Source organism: Rhodococcus sp. 5G237 (genome assembly GCF_053764735.1).
Genome location: NZ_JBSNCD010000007.1, coordinates 303,030 through 320,914, shown reverse-complemented (window position 1 = coordinate 320,914; position 17,885 = coordinate 303,030). Strand labels below are relative to the sequence as shown.

Here is a 17,885-nt window from a genome sequence, read left to right as displayed (position 1 = left end):
GTAGGGTCTGACCTGCGGTGAGACCCTCGTCACCCCTTGTGAGGACCTCCGGCGGCGCCGTAGACGTGGCGGGTGCCGATGGGCACGATCAGCGGCCGGTCGGACACCGGATCGTCGATGACCGAGGCGTCGAGATCGAACACTTCGCGCAGCAGTTCCACGGAGATCACCTCCGAGGGCACCCCGGAGGCGACGACGCGGCCGTCCTTCATCACCACCAGATGGTCGCTGTAGCGCACGGCCAGGTTCAGGTCGTGCAGCACCATCACCACGGTGCGGCCGAGTTCGCTGTGCAGCCGGTCGACGAGGTCGAGGACCTCCACCGAGTGCGCCAGGTCGAGATAGGTGGTCGGTTCGTCGAGCAGCAGGATGTCGGTGCCCTGCGCGAGCGCCATGGAGATCCAGGCGCGTTGCCGTTGCCCGCCGGACAGTTCGTCGATAGGCCGGTCGGCGAGGTCGGCGATGCCGGTGCGTTCGAGGGCGATGGCGACCTCGTCCTCGTCGTCGGAGGACCACTGCCGGAACCACGACTGGTGCGGGTGCCGGCCGCGGGAGACCAGATCGGCGACGGTGAGCCCTTCGGGGGCGACGGGGGCCTGCGGCAGCATGCCGAGCACCCGGGCGACCTCGCGGGTGCGCATGGTGGTGATGTCGTGCCCGTCGAGCAGCACGGTGCCGGTGCGGGGTTTGAGCAGCCGGCTCAATGCGCGCAGCAGGGTGGACTTGCCGCAGCCGTTGGGGCCGATGACGGTGGTGACGACTCCGGTGGGGATGGACAGGTCCAGGTCGTCGACGATGAGCCGTTCGCCGTAGCCGAGGCTGATGTGTTCGGCGACCAGCCGCGGCGCCGCGTGCTCGATCGGGCCGGGGGCCGGGGCGGGGGGCAGATGGGTGTCGGTCATCGGGAGACCTTTCGGTTGGAACGCACCAGCAGGTACAGCAGGAAGGGACCGCCGAGCGCGGAGGTGACCAGGCCGACCGGCAGCGGCACCGGCAGGATGGTGCGGGCGATCAGGTCGGCGGCGACGACGAACAGCGCCCCGGTCAGGGCGGAGGCGATGATCGGGCTGCCCGCCGAGCCGACGAGGCGCAGGGCGATCTGCGGGGCGGCGAGGGCGACGAAGCCGATGGGCCCGGCGGCGGCGGTGGCGACGGCGGCGAGCGCGCACGCCGCGATGAGCAGCAGCGCCTGCTGGGTCTGCAGCTTGACGCCGAGGGAGCGGGCGGTGTCGTCGCCGAGGCGCAGCGCCCCGACGGTGAACGAGGCGGTCGCGGCCCAGCCGCCGACGAGCAGCAGCGCGATCGCGGCGGGCACCACCTGGTTCCACGACACGCCGTTGAGGGAGCCGGTCAGCCACACCTGGGCGCGGCTGACGTCGTTGATGTCGGCGGAGACGAGCATCCACTGGGTCAGGGCGATGAGCATGGCGTTGATGCCGATGCCGATGAGCACGAGCCGGAAGCCGTCGGCGCCGCGCCGCCAGGCCAGCAGATAGATGACGGTGGCGGTGAGCAGCGCGCCGAGCAGCGCCGACATCGGCAATCCGAGGGTGGCGAGCAGTCCGACGATGGAGCCGCCGCTGGTGACGACGATCAGGGCCACGGCGGCGGCGGAGGCGCCGGCGGTGATGCCGAGGATGTCCGGGCTGGCCAGGGCGTTGCGGGACACCGATTGGGTGATGGCGCCGGAGACGGCGAGGGCGGCGCCGACGACCACGGCGGCGACACCGCGCGGCAGCCGCAGGTCGAAGACGATGAACCGGTCGAGGCGTTCGCCGCCGCCGAGGAGCACCTCGACGACCTGCAGGGGGCTCAGGGGGTAGTCGCCGCGGCCGAGGGAGATCGACAGCAGCACCGCGGTGGCGACGACGATCAGCGCGCACACGATGACCATGCGGGCGCGCCAGACGACGGAGACGGAGCCGAGCCGGAAAGCGGGCCGGCCCGGCACGCGGGTGGAGACCTGCACGGGTGAGCGGCGCGTGCCCGTCGTGGGTTCGTCCTTGTCGAGGGAGGGGGTGGGGGTGTCGTTCACAGGGCCACCAGCTTCCGGCGACGGACGAGGGCGATGAAGAAGGGGGCGCCGATGAGGGCGAGCACGATCCCGACCTGCAGTTCGCCGGGGCGCACCACGATGCGGCCGATGACGTCGGCGAGGACGAGCAGCGCCCCGCCGAGCAGCCCGGCGTAGGGCACGAGCCAGCGGTAGTCGGGGCCGGTGACCGCGCGGGCGATGTGCGGGACGATCAACCCGACGAACGCGATCGGCCCGCACGCCGCGGTGGCGGCGCCGGTGAGCACGGTGATCGCGGCGATGCCGATCACCCGGGTGGTGACGACATTGGTGCCGAGCGAGCGGGCGACGTCCTCGCCGAGGCTGAGCAGATTCAGGGCCGGGGTGGAGGCGAGCGCGACGAGCAACCCGACGACGATGAACGGCAACACCTGCCAGAAGACGTCCATGCCGCGGCCGGCGACGGAACCGACCACCCAGAAGCGGTAACCGTCGAGGCTGGTCTGGTCGAGCAGCACGATGGTCTGGATCATCGCCTGCAGGAAGAACGCGACCGCCGCGCCCGCCAACGCGAGGCTGAGTGGACTCGAGCCGCCGTTGCCGATGGACGCGAACCCGAACACCACGATGCTGGCGAGCGCGGAGCCGGCGAAGGCGAACCACAGATACTGCGCCGGGGTGGAGAGCCCGAACAGGTAGATCGACAGCACCACCAGGAAGGCGGCGCCGGCGTTGATGCCGAGCAGGCCGGCGTCGGCGAGTGGGTTGCGGGTGTGCCCCTGGATCAGCGCACCGGCGACGCCGAGCGCGGTGCCGACCAGCAGCGCGAGCAGGGTGCGGGGGATGCGCAGTGAATGCACGATGACGTCGGTTTCGGAGCCGTCGTTGACGACGAGGGCGTGGAAGACCTCCGCGAAGGTCATCGGGCGGGCACCGACGGCGATGCTGGCGAGCGCGCCGAGCACCAGCAGCGCGAGCAGCGCGGCCAGGCCGAGCAGGCGCCGGCGGCGCAGGGCGGCGACGCTGCCGTCGGTGGGGCGGGGGGTGAAGTCGTCGTGGCGGGCGTGGCGTTCGGTGACGATCTCGGTGCCGCGGCGCAGTAGGGCAGGGCGGGTACCGGCCGGTCCGGTGGTGGCGCGGTCGCGCAGCACGAGCCCGGTCCACTGCAGGCCCAGGCTCTGGCCGGTGCGTCCGGCGCGGTAGCCGTGGTTCCACCACAGCAGCCCGGCGGCCGCGGCCAGGGCGGCGCCGCCGAAGACGATGCGGTCGGTCTGGCCGCCGCCCTTGGCGTCGGCGAGGGTGTCGACGACGAGGGCGCCGACGAGCAGGGGGATGGCGAGGAGCGCGAGATCGCACAGGACGGCGGCGATCCGGCGGCCCGCGTGGGGCGGGGCGGTCGGGTCGGCGTCCGGTGGGGCGTGAGGGGTGACGGTCACGGGCGCGGGGTGCTCCTCGGGAAGGCGGTGGTGCGGTTCGGGTCGTCGCGGATCGTGGGGAACGCGAAGGCCTTCGGAGTTAGGTTACGGAATCCTATGTCTCGGCGGGAGTAGGGGGATGGGGTTGCGCACACCACCCCCGGATGCAATGGTTAGGCTTACCTAATCATGATTCACCGTCGATCAGGAGGTGTCGGATGACGACGCTGCTGCTGCCGCCCACGGCGGCACCCGTCCGCCCGTTCGAGGACACGCGCGCCCGGCTGCGCGCACTCGCCGCGGGAGCCCCCCGCGTGTATGCGGTGGCCTGTATCGACGAAGAACCCCGCCGCCGCTGGTGGTTCCTCGGCGGCGGTGAACGGCAGCAGCGCATCGAGGCGCTCTACGACCGCGCGCTGCTCGACACCGAGGACCCGCGCATCGCCGTCGAACAGGTCGCCGGCGCCCTCATCCACGCCGTGGTCGGCCGCGTCCTCGCCCCCTACGCCCTCGAGGGTCGCGTCTGGGATCCGGGTCTGGACAATCTGTGGCTGCATCAGGACAGCGACGGCTGCATCGACTGGGCCGGTCTCGCCGACGACACCCTGCGGGTGCTGCCCGAGGACCGCGCCGTGGGGCAACGCGACGTGGTGGTGCTGCCGTGCGAGCAGGCGATGGCGGTGTGGACCGCGCACCGCGCCGCGACCGCACTCAATGCCGTCCATCTCGCGCTGCGGTCCCTCGCCCCGCTCGACCGGAACCGGTTCTGGGGGATCGTCGGGCGCACCGTCGTCACCGGCGCCGCCCAGCTGCCCGTGCTCGGTGGCGCCTCCCGCCGCACCGCCGCGCGCCGCGGTCAGGCGTTGCTCGACGCCTTCGTCGCCGCCGGCTATCCCGTCCGAGGCCTTGCCGGATTAGGGCAGCCTTCCCTATAATCGAATCCGTTCCGACTGCCGGACCGCAGCGGAGTCCTGAGGGCTGCAGTGACTCCCGGTCCCTTCCCGCGGCGGGCCCCACATCCATGTGGGGCCCGCCGTCGTGTGTCCGGAGCCCTGCGCCGTCGACGCACAGCGCAACCGGCCGATCGCAGGCGCGGCGGTGGCGAACCCGGAGGATGCTGGAGGAATCCGCGCCGCGACCTGGGAAGCACCGAGAGATGACCACCCTGTGGATGATCGAAGACCTCGAACCGTGGCCCGATCAGCCTGCTCCCGGGCAGGTGTGTGAACCGACCACCTCCTGGACCACCCCCGGCGCGAGCGACTGCATCCGCGAACTCGTCCGGCACGTGCCCGCCCGCGTCGAGCAGATCACCGTCGACGATCGGGTCGAACTGCTCGCCCATCTCGGTCACGGCTTCACCACCGTGCTTCCCCCGCAGCTCGACACCCTCGGTGACGTCGTGCTTACCGGGCATCTGGTGTGGGACCGCTATCTGTGGACGCTGTACCGCACCCGACCGCAGGGGCGCGCCCTGGTCGCCGAACGTCACCCGGTGATCCAGCGGACCATCAGGATCCCGACCGCGGACGCGGGCTGGTACGGCGTCGAGTACGAGGGCGCGCGGACCGTGCACCGGTTCGGGTCGATCCCCGACGGCTACTCGATCGTCGCCTACGCGCTGCTGGTGACCCTGCAGTGACCACCCCTGCGCGCCGCGGTCGGAGGTGGGACGGCCGAAAACCGCCATGTCCTACCATCGTTCGACGGCCACCTGTCCCGGCGGCCGGTCGACCCCACGCACGAACAAGGGAAGCCCGTATGAGCGACCAGTCCACCTCCGCCCCGGCCCAGCACGACGTGCAGGCGATCAACACCGTCAACGACACCGGCTTCAACACCGCCCTCGGCCTCGAATTCGTCGAACTCGGCCCCGATCTCGCGCGCGCCCGGTGGACGATCACCCCCACGCAGCACCAGCCCTACGGCATCGTGCACGGCGGGGTGTACTGCGCGGTGATCGAGACCGTCGCCAGCGTCGCCGGCGCCAACTGGTTGGGGGACAAGGGCAACGTCGTCGGGGTCAACAACAACACCGACTTCCTCCGCGCGACCCGCGAAGGGGTCCTCACCGCGACCGGCACCCCGGTGCACCGCGGCCGCACCCAGCAGCTGTGGCGGGTGGAGATCGTCGACGAACAGGACCGCCTCGTCGCGCAGGGACAGGTACGGCTGGCGAACATCACCAACGCGGACCGTATCGGGCACTGACCCGGTAGCCGGGCGGCTCCGGCCGGGACACCGCGTCCGGCCGGAGCGCCGACGGTCAGCCCGCGGCCTGCGTCCCGCCGCGGCCCCGCCCGGCCGGAGCCTGTGCGGAGCGGTCCCCGTCCTTCGTCGAGGTCTCGCCGTTCTGCGAGTCGCCGTCGGGTTCGTCCGCGCGCATGTGTTCGAGCGCGATCCGCGCGAACACCTGCTGTTCGGTCGCGGCCATCTCGTTGCGGCCGGTGGAGAAGAACGCCTGCGCCCAGGACAGCAGCGTCGACAGCTTCGACGAGAACCCCACCAGATACAGCAGGTGGATGAACAACCACGCCACCCAGCCGAGAAACCCGCTGATCTCGAGTTTGCCGACCTTCGCGACCGCACTGAACCGCGAGATGGTCGCCATGCTGCCCTTGTCGAAATACTTGAACGGTTCCCGATGGCTGGGGTCGGCGCCGTCGAGGGAGGCGATGATCTGCCGGGCCGCGTACTTGCCGCCCTGCATCGCCACCTGCGCCAGCCCGGGCAACTTGTTCAGCGACATCATGTCGCCGATGACGAACACGTTCGGATGCCCCGGCAACGTCAGATCCGGCAGCACCTCCACCCGGCCCGCCCGATCGACCTGCGCCCCGGACTGTTCGGCGAGCTGCTTGCCGAGCGGACTGGCCGACACGCCCGCCGACCACACCTTGCACTGCGACTCGATGCGCCGCTGCGAACCGTCCTTCTCCTTGACGACGAGACCGTCGGCGTCGACGTCGGTGACCATCGCACCGAGCTGGATCTCCACCCCGAGCCGTTCGAGGGTGTTGCGGGCCTTGCGGCTGAGTTTGCCGCCGTAGACCGGCAGCACGTCGGAGGCGCCGTCGAGCAGCACCACCCGCGCCTCGGTCGGATCGATATTACGGAAGGTGCCCTTGAGGGTGCGGCGCGACAGCTCGGCGATCTGCCCGGCCAGTTCCACCCCGGTCGGGCCGGCGCCGACCACCACGAAGGTCAGCAGCCGGGCGCGTTCCTCGTGATCGTGAGACAGTTCGGCCTGCTCGAACGCCCCGAGGATCCGGCCGCGCAGCTCGAGGGCGTCGTCGATGGTCTTCATGCCCGGCGCGAACTCGGCGAACTGGTCGTTGCCGAAATACGACTGGCCGGCGCCCGCGGCGACGATGAGACTGTCGAATTCGGTGGTGGTGTAGCGCTCGAGGAACCGGGAGGTCACCGTCCGATTCTCCAGGTCGATCTTCTCGACGTCCCCGAGCAACACCTGCGCGTTCTTCTGTTTGCGCAGCACCATGCGGGTCGCCGGGGCGATGTCACCGACCGACAGGATGCCCGTGGCCACCTGGTACAGCAACGGCTGGAACAAGTGATGGGTGGTGCGCGCCACGACCGTGACGTCCACATCGGCACGAGCCAGGGCCTGGGTCCCGAACAGCCCACCGAAACCGGATCCGATCACGACCACACGATGACGGCGGGGTTCGGTCTGCTCGACGCTCATGGATGCTCCTTCACGTTGCCGGATGGATCGATCCCCAGTCTTGCAGTTGCCGCGCCCGCCCACAGCGCAACCGACGAGCTAACCCGGCCCGTCGCCGAGCGACTCACGACCCGACCCGAGCAACCCGTAGACGGGGTTGTGGCGCGCCGCGTGCCGCACCGCATCGTTGGTCGCCGAGGTGTACACCTGCACGGTCTGCAACGACCGGTGCCCGAGCAGCTGCTGCAACTCGACCATCGTCGCGCCGCTGTCGGCCAGGCTCGTCGCGAAGGTGTGCCGCAACGCGTGGGCGAGCGCACCGCGTTTGCGTTCGGACTCGATACCCGCGCGGCGGTAGATGCGCCGCACCCGGTACTGCAGGGTGCCACGGGTGATGCGTGTGCCGTCCGCGCCGACGAACAGCGGGTCGGCCGGGTCGTGCCGCTCCCACACGGGCAACTCGTCGCGGTCGCGGGCGCGGCGCCGCGCGGCAGGGAAACGGGCGTAGCGTTCCTCGAGATAGGCGGCGACGATCGCCGTCCAGCTGTCTTCGAGGGGGATCTCCCGTTCGATCGCGCCCTTGCCGAGCACCCGCAGCACCGGGGCCTCGCGGCCGCCGAGGATGCTGCCCACATCGAGCCGGATCAACTCGTCCGAGCGGATCCCGGTGAGCAGCAGCGTCGCGATGAGCGCCAGATCGCGTTGCGGCCAGTCCCGCGCCGACTCCGCCGGGCGTTGCGCCTCCACGGTGATGGTGTCGACGAGTTGATTGATTGCGGTGGGGGAGAACGCCTTCGGGGTGTGCTGCGGCTTCTTCGGCTGCGCGATCGAGGCCATCGGGTTGCCTTCCGACACCCCTTCGGAGACGAGGAAGTTGCAGAAGTTGTTCCACACCGACCAGGCGCGGCGCACCGACGCCGGTTGCCGTTCGGCGGCGAACGCCGCGAACGCCGACCGCAACCCGCGCACCGTCACATTCCCGAGTGTCAACGCGTCCTCCGGCACCGCGCAGGTCGCGGCGAGATGCGCGCGCACCGCGTGCAGGTCGAGCCGGTAGGCCTTGATGGTGTGCGGGGACCGTTTCGCGGTCTGCAAGGTCTCGAGATACGACCCGATCCAGTCCGACAATCCCGGCTCGGTCGCGCTGCCCGCCACGATGCCCCTCCCGTGAAGATCCGCTCGTACAGATGTGCGAGTCCAGTGTGACAGCAGGGACCGACGGGACAGCAGGGACCGCGTCCGGATTCGGGGACACCGACGCCGGGTACGCGGTGGACAACCGCCCCTTCGTGGAGAGGAGCACCCCATGCCCGCCGGCGATGTCGAAACGTTCCACCAGGACGGATCCTGGCACAACCGCATCGAGGGCTCGAGCGACCTGCTCGGCACCTATCCCACCCGCGAGGAGGCCGTCGCCGCCGGCCGCGACGAGGCGCGCCGCCGCAAGGTCGAACACCTCGTCCACAACCTCGACGGGACGATCGGCGAACGCAACACCTACGGTCACGACCCGCGCGACATCCCGGGCTGATCGACCGCGACCGAGCGACACCGGCGCGGAGCGGTACCGAGGGGGTCAGCCGCGGCGGCGTTTGGCGCGCGCGGCGAACTCGTCGAGCACCCGCACCACGTCCTTGGCCTGCCAGATGCGATTGCGGCGCCCCTCGGTGATCTGTGTGAGGATCCCCGTATCCATCAACCGGTCGATGGCGATCTGCGCGTTGGCGCCGGTCACCGACAAGGCCGCGGCGGCCGACCGGTTGTCGATCACCGGCTGGCGTAGTAGCACGTCCACGAGCCGGTGCACTGCCGAATCCCGCCGCGCCGTCACCCGGGACCGCCACAGTTCGCGTACCGCCTCGAGATCGGCGACGAGGGTGCGGCCGTTGGCGACCGCCGCGAACGACGCATCGACGATCGAGTGCACGATCGGCCCGAGATCCCCGGCGCGGTAGGCGCCGAGCGCATCGAAGTACTCCCCGGTGTTGTGCAGCAGGCCTGCGGAGACCGGCACGGCGACACTGCGGGTGAGTTGCCCGCCGCGCAGCATCGCCTGGATCAGCGCGCGGCCCACCCGGCCGTTGCCGTCCGGAAACGGGTGGATGGTCTCGAACTGCGCGTGCGCGACCGCGATCTGCGCGACCACCGGCAGATCCACCCGATTGGCGAAGACCACCAGGTCGTCGATCAGCTCGGGCACCCGCTCGTGGTGCGGGGGCACGAACTGCGCGGTGTGCGGGCCCAGACTGCCCCCGCCGATCCACACCTGCTGGGTGCGCCACCGGCCGGCGATCGCCGGATCGTCGTGCTCGAGCAGCGCGTGGTGCATCCGCAGGATCGCGGCGGCGTCGATCGCGTCGGACAGCTCGAGCGCCGCGCGCATCGCCCGCACGTTGCCGACGATCAGGCGGGCGTTGCGGGAGGCGTGTTCGCCGAGTTCGGCGAGCGCGATCTGCCGCGCCCCGCTGGAGAGGTTCTCGATCTCCGAACTCGACGCGCTCTCGGTGCGCAGCAGGATGGAGGCGAACGGGGCGGTGATGTGCCCGACCTCGACATCGAATCGGGTCAGTTCCGTGGCGGCTTCCTCGGTGAGGGCCTGCAGTTCGCTGTCGAGCGGGACGGGCCGGTGGGCGATGAGCGGGGGGACCGCGGCGCGGTAGGGGCCGGTGGTCAGGCGCTTCTCGCGCCGCGAGCCGTAAGCATCGCTGCTCACCCACGGGTGCTGTTCGTAGGTGACCGCGGGCCAGCCGGATTCGACGTCAACCGATGCCATCCCCGGACCATACCATCGGATAATCGATGATCCGATGGTATGACTCGGGTGAGGGTTCGGTTCGCGCCGGTGTACACCGCCGGAACCGGGGGGTTGGGGTCGCGGGTGGTTCGGACGTATGGTGCAGGGCCATGGCACTACCGACCTTCGACATCGACACGCCCATGGCCTATCACGTTGCGCAGCACAACATCCTGCAGAGACTCGATGCCGGCGACGACGCCGGGACCGTGCGGGAGGAATGGCGGCAGGCCATCGGACGCATCATCGACAATCACCTCGCCGGCCACGACGCGCTGCGCTTCGTGACCGCTCCCGGGCTCGGCCCGGTCGACTAGATCCAGCGCACCCCGAGAACGGGACGCCGCCGTCGACGAGTACGGCGTCCCGTCCACCCTCTACGGTCGCCGTCGCGGCGGGATCCCGTGCGCCGAGAACCGGCGCGCCTCCGCGGCGGCGACCGCCCACTCCGGGTCTCCGGGTAGCGCACCCATCGGATCCCGTTCCGCGCACGGCACCCTCGCATCGGCGGGCAGCACCGCGCGCTGCAACGCCGGTACGATCCCCAACGGCCGATGGGTGGCCGGGACCAGGCGGCCGACCCACCGACGATCGCGGGCCGTCATGTCGTGCCGCAGGCTCTCCATCAACGCTGCCACGGTTCCCGACGGCACCTCCGTCAACCACGAGCCGAGCCGGCCGATCACCGCGCCCGGCAATCCGGCGACGGTGACCTGGGCGCGCGGCATGCCGGTGATCTGCCCGTAGCGGCGGAGCAACTCGGGATAGCGCAGCGACTGTCCGCAGCCCACATCGAACGAGTCCGTGGGAGTGTCCGCGACGGTCGCCCCGAGCACCGCGGCGACCAGGTCGACGACCGCGATCGGCTCGACCCGCGACTCCATCCAATCGGGCACCACGGTGACGGGCAGGCGCCCACCGAGCTGGCCGAGCACTTCGAAGCTCGTCGACCCCGAGCCGAGCACCATCCCGGCCCGCAGCGTGATCACCGTGCGGCGCGATCGGGACAGTTCCCGCTCGACCTCCCAGCGCGAGAGCAGATGCTCGGACAGCTCGTCCGGCGCACACTCGGGGACAAAGCCGGAGACGTAGACGACGCGCGTCACCTGCGCGGCATCGACCGCGCGCCGCACGGTGCGGGCCGCCGCCAGGTCGAGGTCGCGGAAGTGCGCCGAGCGCATCCCGTGCACGAGATAGACCACGACGTCGACATCGTCGAGCGCCGGTGGGAGAGTGTGCGCGTCGGTGACGTCCACCCGCGCGGTCTCGACCCGGTCGTGCCACCAGAAGCGTCGCAAGGCCTTCGGGTTCCGGGCGGCGGCGCGCACGGTGCAGCCGGTAGCGAGGAAGGTGGGGACGACCCGGCTGCCGACATAGCCGGAGGCGCCGATCACGAGAACTCTCATGCGCTGCCCCGTCCCTTGTCGACTTCGGGAGGGATGCACGCGCGGGACCGTCGCGAAACATCAGGAGTGGTTCCCATCACCAGAAATAGTGTTACCGTTGGTCACAAATACAGTGGCCGGTATCGAAGGAGGCCTCCCATGTCGATGCTGCGCGGCAGCCCACTGCGACATCGGATCCTGTTCGTCCTCGCCGTCCCCCTCGGCGCCGGACTGCTGTCCGCACTCGGACACCTCGTCCAGCGCCGCCACGGCCGGCCCACCTCCGTCTCCGAATCCCTCTTCGCCATCGCCAGCAGCCTGCGGCGCCGCACGCTGTTCACCCGACCCCCCGGCGACCACCCACCGGCCCCCGAGACGCCAGGACAACCATGACCACCCACACCGTCACCAACGGGCCCGTCCGACTCCACGTCGCCGAGGAAGGCAACCCGCACGGCCCGACCCTCGTCCTCGTCCACGGCTGGCCCGACACCCACGCCCTGTGGGACCGCGTCGCGCCCCTGCTCGCCGACGACTTCCGCATCCTGCGCTACGACAACCGCGGCGCCGGCGCCTCCACCGTCCCTCCCGAGGTGGCGCACTACCGGCTCGATCACCTCGCCGCCGACCTGCACGCCGTCATCGACGCCCTCGCCCCGAACGAACCGGTCCACCTGCTCGGCCACGACTGGGGCGCGGTGCTGTGCTGGGAAGCGGTGTGCGAACCCGACGCCGGCGATCGCATCGCCTCCTACACCTCGATCTCCGGCCCCAATCTCGACCATCTCGGCCTGTGGATGCGCCGTCGTCTGCGTCGGATGCGCCCACTCGGCCCCGCCGAACAGGCTCTCGCCTCCGCCTACACCCTCGCCTTCCAGATCCCCGGTCTGCCGAATCAGGTGCTGCGCGGCCGGCTCGCCCGCCACTGGCCGGCCTTCGTCGGCTTCTTCGACCGCACCGATCCTGCTGCGATCGCACCGGTCGCCCCGACCCTCGCCGACGACATGGTGCACGGACTGTCCCTGTACCGGGCGAACATCCGTGCGCGGCTCGCCCGACCCCGCGAGCGGCGCACGGACGTCCCGGTCCAGCTGATCCAGAACCTGCGCGACCGTGCGGTACGCCCCGTGAGCTACGAGGACACCTCCCGCTGGGTCACCGACCTGCGCATCCACCCGCTCGACGCCGGGCACTGGTCGCCGCGTTCCCATCCCCGCGACGTCGCCGACGCCACCGCCCGGTTCGTGCAGCAGATCGAAGCGGCGCGCACCTGACCGCCGGCTCGACGAGTCGTGACCTCAGCCGGACCACTCCGCGCGCGGCACCGACTCCACCGGCGGATCGTCGTGCACCGGTAGCCGACGCGGACCCGGACCCTGCTGCCCGAGCACATCCCCGGGATTCGCGAGCGGACACGACGCCAAACTCAGACACCCGCAGCCGATGCACTCGGTGAAACTGTCCCGCAACGCGGTGAGATCCTCGATGCGGCGGGTCAGCCGGTCGTGCCACGCCCGCGACAACCGCGCCCAGTCCTCCGTCGTCGGCACACGACTGTCCGGCAACGAATCGAACGCCTCCTTGATCTCGTCCAGCGACACCCCGACGCCCTGCGCGACCTTGATGAACGCGACCTTGCGCAGCGTGTCGCGACGATAACGCCGCTGATTGCCCGAGGTGCGGCGACTGGTGATCAGACCACGCGACTCGTAGTAGTGCAGCGCCGAGACCGCCACCCCGGAACGGTCCGCCAACTGGCCGGGTGTCAGCCATATCGCAGGGTTCATCGGCCCCCTCCTCGCCCCGCAGACATCGTGATCGGGTTGTGCTGCACAGTACCGGCCATCGGAGGCACCGAGCACCCGGATCGCGTGCCCACCCGGGGTCAGAACGACGGCGGCCCGAACTCGGCAGCGACCTCCGGCGCATCCATCCGCAACATGTCGTACGCGGTGTGTGCCAGCGTCCGCACCGACTTCGGATACGGCCGCTCGAACCGCTCGCAGACCCGCGCGGTCGCCAACGCCGCCTCGAACCGCCACTTACGCGAGCCGCTCACGAACGTCCGGGCCTGGAACAGATAACTCGATGCGGGGATCGTCACGCCGACCACCGTAGAACCTCCGACCGGCACAACGGGGGAGCGGCACCCCGCGTGCCACGCCGATCCCGCCCGTCCCGACCACATTCCTAAGGGAGTGTTAGGAACCGCCACAGACCCTTCCGCAACCGCTGTGACCCGAACCACTGTGGGGAGCGCACAGATCCACGCAGCGAAAGGAGTCCCGGGTGAGCACCACCTCGACGGGCGAACGCCGAGTCATCGGCAACGTGTTGAAAGGCTCGGTCGGCAACCTGATCGAGTGGTACGACTGGTACGTCTACGCCGCGTTCAGCGTGTACTTCGCGAAAGAATTCTTCCCCGAAGGCGACCCCACCGCCCAACTGCTGTCCACCGCAGCGATCTTCGCCGTGGGATTCCTCATGCGACCGATCGGCGGCTGGATCATGGGCCGCTACGCCGACCGGCACGGACGGCGCTCGGCGCTGACCCTGTCGGTCACCGTCATGGCCTTCGGCTCCCTCATCATCGCCGTCACCCCCGCCTACGCGACCATCGGACTCGCCGCACCTCTTCTTCTCGTCCTCGCCCGCATGATGCAGGGACTGTCCGTCGGTGGTGAATACGCCACCAGCGCCACCTATCTCGCCGAAGTCGCCTCACCCGGACGCCGCGGGTTCTACTCGAGCTTCCAGTACGTCACCCTCGTCGCCGGCCAGCTCATCGCCCTCGGCGTCCAGATCGTCCTGCAGCTCACCCTCTCCGCCGAGGCCATGCAGGCGTGGGGCTGGCGCATCCCGTTCGTCATCGGCGCCGTCGCCGCCGTCGCTGTGATGTGGCTGCGCCGCACCATGGACGAATCCGAAGCGTTCACCGAGGAAGTCGCGGCCAAGAGCGCCGTCGACCTCCCGCAGGGCAAGCCCGAGCAGGGCGGCATCCGGATGCTGCTGCAGTACCCCCGCGAATGCCTGCTGGTGTGCGCGCTGACCCTCGGCGGCTGCGTGGCGTTCTACACCTACACCACCTACATGCAGAAATACATGATCAACACCTCCGGCATCTCCAAGGACACCGTCGCCTGGATCAACTTCGCTGCCCTGCTGGTGTTCATCGTCCTGCAGCCCATCGGTGGTGCCCTGTCGGACCGCATCGGCCGGCGCAAACTGCTCATCTTCTTCGGGGTCGGCGGCACCGTGCTCACCATCCCGCTGATGACCGTGCTCGGCAACACCACGAACCCGCTGATCGCGTTCGGGTTGATGATGCTCGGCCTGACCGTCGTCACCGGCTACACCTCGGTCAACGCCATCGTGAAGACCGAACTGTTCCCCACCAAGGTCCGCGCGCTCGGCGTTGGCCTGCCCTACGCGCTGACCCTCGCGATCTTCGGCGGTACCGTCGAAACCGTCGCGCTCGCCCTCAAGCGCGCCGGCCACGAATCGCTATTCTTCTACTACGTGACCGGCTGCATCGCCATCTCGCTCGTCGTGTACTTCTTCATGCGGGAGACCTCCGACGGCTCACCCCTGGACCGCACGAGCACCCACACCCCCGACGAGCACGCCGACCTGCTCCTCGGCCACCGAGACCTCGACGTCGTCATCCTCGACCTCGGCCTGCCCGACGCCGACGGCCTGCAGGTGCTCCGGCAACTGCGGGCCGTCAGCGACGTCCCCGTCGTGATCCTCACCGCGCGCGGCGACGAACGCTCGGTGGTGCGCGGCCTGCGCGGCGGTGCCGACGACTACCTCGTCAAACCGGCCCGCCTGGCCGAACTGCTCGCCCGCGTGGACGTCGTCACCCAACGGCGCCGCGCGCTGTCCGAGGCCTCCCGCATCGTCCGGGCCGGCGACGTGGTCGTCGACCTCGACGCCCGCGAAGTCGAGGTGGGCGGCGAACCGGTCACCCTCACCCCGAAGGAATTCGACCTGCTCGCCGTCCTCGTCGCCCGACCCGGCGCCGCGGTCAGCCGCCAACAACTCATGGACGCCGTGTGGGGCGACGCCTACGTGGCGATCTCCCGGTCGCTCGACGTGCACATGACCGGGGCTGCGCGCGAAACTCGCCCGCCCCGGACTCATCTCCACCATCCGCGGCTACGGCTACCGGTGGGGCGGCTGACATGCGCCGGCGAGTCCTGGCGGTGCTGCTCGCCCTCGCCACCAGCGCCGGCCGCACCGCCGTCCTGGGAGCGAACCGGGAAGCCGACGCCCACCACTTCGCCACCCTCGCCGTCCAGATGCGCGCCCCCGGCAGCACCGCCCTGCTCGACGAGGAGGTGACCCGCTACCACCGGCTCTACGACGAAGGCGTGCTGATCGTCGACGCGCGCGGCGCACCCCGCGCGAGTGCGGACCTGACCCCGACCGACCCCGGTGTGCCGGAGGCGATCACCGCCGGTCTCCGCAACCAGAAACAGGGCATAGGCGGTCCGCTGACCCCGTGGTCCCCGCAGCGGGTCCTGCTCGCCGTGCCGGTGGGCACCGGCGCCCAGGTCGAAGGAGCCGTCGTCGTCGACGTGTCCACCGACGCCGCCCGCCACGACATCCGCACCTCGTGGCTGCTCATCGTCACCGGGGCGGCAGCGGCCCTTGCGCTCGTCACGATCCTCGCGATCGCCCTGTCGCGGTGGACGGTCCGCCCGCTCACCGCGCTCACCGCGCGGGTCGCGGCGCTCACCGACAGCGTCCCGGCGCTGCATCCACGCTCACGGACCGGCGACGCCACCGTCTCGGTCCGGTATCACGGTCCACCGGAGGCACGGGAACTCACACAGGCCTTCGACACCATGTCCGAGGCCGTCCGCACGTCCACCCGCGCCCAGAAACAACTCATCGCCGACACCGCGCACCAACTCCGGAACCCGCTCGCCGCCCTGCACATCCGGCTCGACTCCCTCGAACCGCACGTCGCCGCCGCCGGCGCGGAGACCTACCGGCGGACGGCCGTCGAAGTCGACCGGCTCGGCGGCATCCTCGACGGTCTGCTCGCCCTCGCCACCGCAGAATCACCCATCGACACCACGGACACAGAAGGGCACGACGGGTGCGATGTCGGTGTCGTCGTCGCCGACCGTGTGGACGCCTGGTCCGATGCCCTGGCCGAGACCGGCATGACCGTCACCGTGGACGAACCATCCGAACAGCGCCTGCACGCCTGCTTCTCCGCCGACCACCTCGCCCAGGTGCTCGACGTGCTGCTCAGCAACGCGAGCAAGTACGCCCGCGCGGCCACCGGGGTCCGCATCACCACCCGACACCACGGCGGGATGATCCGGATCCGCGTCGAGGACGACGGCGCTGGAGTCGCACCTGACGAGCTCGGCGCCCTCACCTCCCGGTTCTTCCGCGGGTCCGGAGCCGACGGGCCCGGCACCGGCCTCGGGCTGTCCATCGCGGTCGCGCTCGTCGAGAGCGGCGGCGGCACCCTCGACCTCGCCGCAGCCGTTCCGCACGGACTCGCCGTCACCCTGACACTGCCCGCCGACTCCCGCGCGGAGGCATCATGATCACCCGCCGTGATCTCCTGCGGTCCGTCGCGTTGCTGGCGGTGGGCGGAGCCGTCGCCGGCTGCACGCGCACCGGTGAGCGTGAGGAACTGATCCTGGCGGCAGGGGAGGAGGGCGGGTTCTTCTGGGAGTTCGCGGAACTCACCGCCGCCGCCGCCGACCGGGCGGGTCTTCCCATCGCGGTCGTGCCGGAACGCACCCCGGGATCGGTCACCAATCTCGCCGCGCTGACGGCAGGGGACGCGGAGCTGGCGCTGACCCTCACCGACGTCGCGGTGCGTGCCCACGACGAGGGCGCGCAGTTCACGGCGATCGGGCGGGTCTACGAGAATTACATGCAGTTGGCCGTGCGCGCAGACTCGCCGATCCGTGAGATCGCCCAGCTTCGGGGCGCACGGATCAGCCTCGGCGCTCCCGGATCGGGTGCCGAATTCACCGGCGAACGCATCCTCGACGTCGCCGGGCTCGCCGAGCCGGGAACCGTCACCCGCGTGCACCTGTCGATGGCCGACGCCGGTCGCGCGCTGGTGGACGGCGAGATCGACGCCGTCCTGTGGGCGGGCGGTGTTCCCACCCCGTCGTTCGCGAACGTGGGTGTGCCGCTGCGGCTGATCGATCTGTCCGTGCTCCTCGAACCGCTGCGGGCGCGATTCGGTCCGCGTTACGAACCGGTCCTCATCCAGCCCGGAACGTACGGGCAGCCGGACGCCGTCGCCACCATCGGCTTGGGCAATCTGCTGCTCGCCGGCGCCTCGGTGTCGGACGAGGCCGCCGCTGCGCTGGTCGATCTGCTCGTCGACCACGCCTCCGAACTCGTGCCGGCCCAGGCCACCGGCAGCCAGTTCCTCGACCGGCAATCGCTGATCGTCACCGCCGATGTCCCGCTGCATCCGGGAGCGGTGGCCGCGTACCGGCGCCATCACGGCTGACGAGACGGGGTGGGCAGGGGAGAAGGACCCCGAATTGTGCCGTCCCAAGGGCAGATAGTGGGGTGGAAGGCATGCGCTGGTGTCGTGGGGATG

18 protein-coding genes and 2 pseudogenes are annotated in these 17,885 nt (G+C 70.5%); 11 read left to right on the top strand and 9 right to left on the bottom strand.

What is annotated here, in order from left to right:
- Positions 1 to 29: 29 nt before the first annotated feature.
- The 3 genes from ACWPOC_RS18955 to ACWPOC_RS18945 are packed head-to-tail and all read right to left on the bottom strand — an operon-like array spanning position 30 to position 3,450.
- A complete protein-coding gene (locus tag ACWPOC_RS18955) occupies positions 30 to 902 on the bottom strand; it encodes an ABC transporter ATP-binding protein (RefSeq protein WP_230791752.1) in 873 nt (290 codons plus the stop codon).
- A complete protein-coding gene (locus ACWPOC_RS18950) occupies positions 899 to 2,035 on the bottom strand; it encodes a FecCD family ABC transporter permease (protein ID WP_455409166.1) in 1,137 nt (378 codons plus the stop codon). Before ACWPOC_RS18950 ends, ACWPOC_RS18955 begins: the two co-directional genes overlap by 4 nt.
- Positions 2,032 to 3,450 (bottom strand): FecCD family ABC transporter permease, encoded by a 1,419-nt coding sequence (locus ACWPOC_RS18945; RefSeq protein ID WP_455409165.1) that lies wholly within the window; start codon positions 3,448 to 3,450, stop codon positions 2,032 to 2,034. Before ACWPOC_RS18945 ends, ACWPOC_RS18950 begins: the two co-directional genes overlap by 4 nt.
- 197 nt (positions 3,451 to 3,647) lie before the next feature.
- Between ACWPOC_RS18945 and ACWPOC_RS18940 the strand changes: the two genes are divergently transcribed.
- The 3 genes from ACWPOC_RS18940 (at position 3,648) to ACWPOC_RS18930 (ending at position 5,640) form a co-directional block, all read left to right on the top strand.
- Complete coding sequence (locus ACWPOC_RS18940; RefSeq protein WP_120282927.1) at positions 3,648 to 4,364, top strand: hypothetical protein; 717 nt, start codon at positions 3,648 to 3,650, stop codon at positions 4,362 to 4,364.
- 221 nt (positions 4,365 to 4,585) lie between these two features.
- Positions 4,586 to 5,071, top strand: coding sequence for a hypothetical protein (locus tag ACWPOC_RS18935; RefSeq protein ID WP_455409164.1), 486 nt, complete (start codon positions 4,586 to 4,588; stop codon positions 5,069 to 5,071).
- Positions 5,072 to 5,190: 119 nt separating this feature from the next.
- A complete protein-coding gene (locus tag ACWPOC_RS18930) occupies positions 5,191 to 5,640 on the top strand; it encodes a PaaI family thioesterase (protein WP_060653030.1) in 450 nt (149 codons plus the stop codon).
- Between the two features lie 55 nt (positions 5,641 to 5,695).
- Here the strand turns inward: ACWPOC_RS18930 and ACWPOC_RS18925 are convergent, their stop codons facing one another.
- Positions 5,696 to 7,135 (bottom strand): NAD(P)/FAD-dependent oxidoreductase, encoded by a 1,440-nt coding sequence (locus tag ACWPOC_RS18925; RefSeq protein WP_120282920.1) that lies wholly within the window; start codon positions 7,133 to 7,135, stop codon positions 5,696 to 5,698.
- A 78-nt stretch (positions 7,136 to 7,213) separates the two neighbouring features.
- Positions 7,214 to 8,269 (bottom strand): tyrosine-type recombinase/integrase, encoded by a 1,056-nt coding sequence (locus ACWPOC_RS18920; protein ID WP_455409163.1) that lies wholly within the window; start codon positions 8,267 to 8,269, stop codon positions 7,214 to 7,216.
- A gap of 151 nt (positions 8,270 to 8,420) precedes the next feature.
- Here ACWPOC_RS18920 and ACWPOC_RS18915 point away from each other — a divergent pair, with 151 nt between their 5' ends.
- Positions 8,421 to 8,645, top strand: a complete 225-nt coding sequence (locus tag ACWPOC_RS18915; protein ID WP_024101088.1) for a DUF2188 domain-containing protein — start codon at positions 8,421 to 8,423, stop codon at positions 8,643 to 8,645.
- Positions 8,646 to 8,690: 45 nt separating this feature from the next.
- Here the strand turns inward: ACWPOC_RS18915 and ACWPOC_RS18910 are convergent, their stop codons facing one another.
- A complete protein-coding gene (locus tag ACWPOC_RS18910) occupies positions 8,691 to 9,887 on the bottom strand; it encodes a Fic family protein (RefSeq protein WP_455409162.1) in 1,197 nt (398 codons plus the stop codon).
- Between the two features lie 131 nt (positions 9,888 to 10,018).
- Here ACWPOC_RS18910 and ACWPOC_RS18905 point away from each other — a divergent pair, with 131 nt between their 5' ends.
- On the top strand, positions 10,019 to 10,225 hold the full coding sequence (locus tag ACWPOC_RS18905; protein ID WP_455409161.1) for a hypothetical protein: 207 nt from the start codon (positions 10,019 to 10,021) through the stop codon (positions 10,223 to 10,225).
- A 60-nt stretch (positions 10,226 to 10,285) separates the two neighbouring features.
- Here ACWPOC_RS18905 and ACWPOC_RS18900 read toward each other — a convergent pair whose 3' ends face one another.
- Complete coding sequence (locus tag ACWPOC_RS18900; RefSeq protein ID WP_455409160.1) at positions 10,286 to 11,314, bottom strand: NAD(P)H-binding protein; 1,029 nt, start codon at positions 11,312 to 11,314, stop codon at positions 10,286 to 10,288.
- 138 nt (positions 11,315 to 11,452) lie between these two features.
- On the opposite strand from ACWPOC_RS18900, the gene ACWPOC_RS18895 reads away from it, so the two are divergent.
- Together ACWPOC_RS18895 and ACWPOC_RS18890 are read left to right on the top strand one after the other, a co-directional pair.
- Entirely contained in the window at positions 11,453 to 11,686 is a 234-nt protein-coding gene (locus tag ACWPOC_RS18895; RefSeq protein ID WP_016696411.1) for a hypothetical protein, read from the top strand.
- Positions 11,683 to 12,567 carry an alpha/beta fold hydrolase gene (locus ACWPOC_RS18890; RefSeq protein WP_455409159.1) on the top strand — a complete coding sequence of 295 codons (885 nt, stop codon included), beginning with the start codon at positions 11,683 to 11,685 and terminating at the stop codon, positions 12,565 to 12,567. The genes ACWPOC_RS18895 and ACWPOC_RS18890 overlap by 4 nt, the downstream gene beginning before the upstream one ends.
- A 24-nt stretch (positions 12,568 to 12,591) precedes the next feature.
- Here ACWPOC_RS18890 and soxR read toward each other — a convergent pair whose 3' ends face one another.
- A complete protein-coding gene (gene soxR / locus ACWPOC_RS18885; RefSeq protein WP_159418163.1) occupies positions 12,592 to 13,080 on the bottom strand; it encodes a redox-sensitive transcriptional activator SoxR in 489 nt (162 codons plus the stop codon).
- 98 nt (positions 13,081 to 13,178) lie between these two features.
- A complete protein-coding gene (locus ACWPOC_RS18880) occupies positions 13,179 to 13,397 on the bottom strand; it encodes a hypothetical protein (protein ID WP_231912079.1) in 219 nt (72 codons plus the stop codon).
- 185 nt (positions 13,398 to 13,582) lie between these two features.
- On the opposite strand from ACWPOC_RS18880, the pseudogene ACWPOC_RS18875 reads away from it, so the two are divergent.
- From ACWPOC_RS18875 to ACWPOC_RS18860, 4 genes and pseudogenes are all read left to right on the top strand, one after another.
- Positions 13,583 to 14,929 (top strand): annotated as a pseudogene (locus ACWPOC_RS18875) (MFS transporter); the annotation flags it as partial.
- A pseudogene (locus tag ACWPOC_RS18870) lies at positions 14,918 to 15,476 on the top strand (response regulator transcription factor); the annotation flags it as partial. The pseudogenes ACWPOC_RS18875 and ACWPOC_RS18870, both read left to right, overlap by 12 nt.
- Position 15,477: 1 nt before the next feature.
- Complete coding sequence (locus ACWPOC_RS18865; protein WP_455409158.1) at positions 15,478 to 16,863, top strand: sensor histidine kinase; 1,386 nt, start codon at positions 15,478 to 15,480, stop codon at positions 16,861 to 16,863.
- Positions 16,860 to 17,792: a TAXI family TRAP transporter solute-binding subunit gene (locus ACWPOC_RS18860; RefSeq protein ID WP_159418167.1), complete on the top strand. Its 933-nt coding sequence runs from the start codon at positions 16,860 to 16,862 to the stop codon at positions 17,790 to 17,792. Before ACWPOC_RS18865 ends, ACWPOC_RS18860 begins: the two co-directional genes overlap by 4 nt.
- The last annotated feature ends 93 nt before the right edge of the window (positions 17,793 to 17,885 follow it).